The organism is Gemmatimonadaceae bacterium (genome assembly GCA_036003045.1).
Taxonomy (GTDB): Bacteria; Gemmatimonadota; Gemmatimonadetes; order Gemmatimonadales; family Gemmatimonadaceae; genus JAQBQB01.
Window position 1 is genome coordinate 1 of sequence record DASYSS010000025.1, and the last position, 1,635, is coordinate 1,635.

Annotated in this window: 1 protein-coding gene; it reads left to right on the forward strand. The window is 65.0% G+C overall.

Annotation, left to right across the window (positions count from 1 at the left end):
* Positions 1–1,548 (forward strand): FtsX-like permease family protein (locus tag VGQ44_05520; GenBank protein ID HEV8446254.1); only part of this gene is annotated, 1,548 nt, incomplete at its 5' end.
* Between the last annotated feature and the right edge of the window lie 87 nt (positions 1,549–1,635).

Genomic DNA, 1,635 nt, shown 5'->3' on the forward strand with positions numbered 1-1,635 from the left:
AACGTCGCGAGCCTGCTGCTTGCCCGAGCGACCACGCAGTTCAAGGAGCAGGCAATCCGTTCGGCGCTCGGCGCGAGCCAATGGCGGTTGGCGCGTCGGGTCATTATCGAGTGTCTGCTGCTCGCGATCGCCGGCGGCATCGGCGCGCTGGGTTTGGCGACCGCCGCCGTCCGCGCGCTCGCGACCATTCGCGTCGCGTCCGACGTTCCGCTTCGCTGGGCGATCGGTGTCGATGGTCGCGTGATGATGTACACTCTCGGCGTGATCGTGATGACGGCGCTGCTCGCCGCCACCGCTCCCGTGCTCGCGCTCCGTCGCACCAACCTCACCGACGCGCTCAAGGCGGGTGGACGCGGAAGCAGCGGCGCGCATCAACGCGTGCGGTCGTTCCTCGTCGTGGCGCAGCTCGCCGTGTGCGTCACCATCGTCGTGAGCGCGGCTTTGTTTGCGCGCAGCGCCGCCAACGCGTCGAAGATCAATGTCGGATTCAAGATCGATCATCTGCTCATGGCCACGGCGCAGCTTGGCATCCAAGGGTACGACTCGGTACGCGGCAAGCAGTTCGAGCGCGACGTCGAGAGCCGCGTCGCCCAGTTGCCCGGTGTTCGCGCGGTTGCACTGTCGCGATACACGCCGTTCGGCTACAACAATGACATCGAGTACGTTCTGCCCGAGGTGCCGTTGGCGCCGGTGCCCGAGAACGGGATCGGCTGCTTCAACAACATCGTCACGCCGAGCTATTTCCAGACGATGTCGCTGCCGATCATCGCCGGGCGCGGCTTCGAGGCAAGCGACGATGAGCGCGCTCGCAAGGTCGCGGTGGTGACGCAAGCACTCGCGCGGCGCATCTGGCCCGGGCAGTCTGCGCTCGGAAAGCGCTTCCGCATGAGCAAGGACGGTCCGCTGATCGAGATTGTCGGCATCTCGGGCGACATTCAGTATTTCTCAATCGGCGAATCGCCGAAGCCGTTTTTCTTTCGGCCATACGCGCAGACCTACCGGTCATCGTTCACGCTGGACGTTCGTACGGCCGGCGATCCGATCGCGCTGATCAATCCGGTCCGCAACGCTATCAAGGCAATGGATCCAACGCTGCCGGTTTTCGACATTCGCAGCATGGAGGATCACATCCGAAACGGCCGAGCCTTGCTCGGAGTGCGTGTGGGAGCGTGGTTCGCGGCGGTGTTTGGCGGACTTGCTCTACTGCTGGCGTCGGTCGGGCTGTTCGGACTGATCTCGTATTCGGTCGAACAGCGCACTCGTGAGATTGGCATTCGCGTCGCGCTCGGGGCGCGGACGTCGGCCGTCATGCGGCTGGTACTCCGTCAAGGAATGCTGGTGGCGACGATCGGCGTCGTTGTCGGACTCGGCCTCACGCTGGCGGTCACACGACTGTTGGCCACAATCCTCTATGGCGTGGCGCCTCACGATCCGGTGATCCTCGTGACAGTCGCCGTAACGCTCGCCGGCGTCGCAATGTTGGCGAGCTTCGTCCCGGCGCGCCGGGCGACGCGCGTCGATCCACTCACGGCATTGCGAGCAGACTAAACAACGGCAACCCTCGCGCGCTGGGGTCGCCGCGCCCTGTGGTCAGATTGTCCGTGCGAACGGTCACCACGACGACGTGCGGAGGAA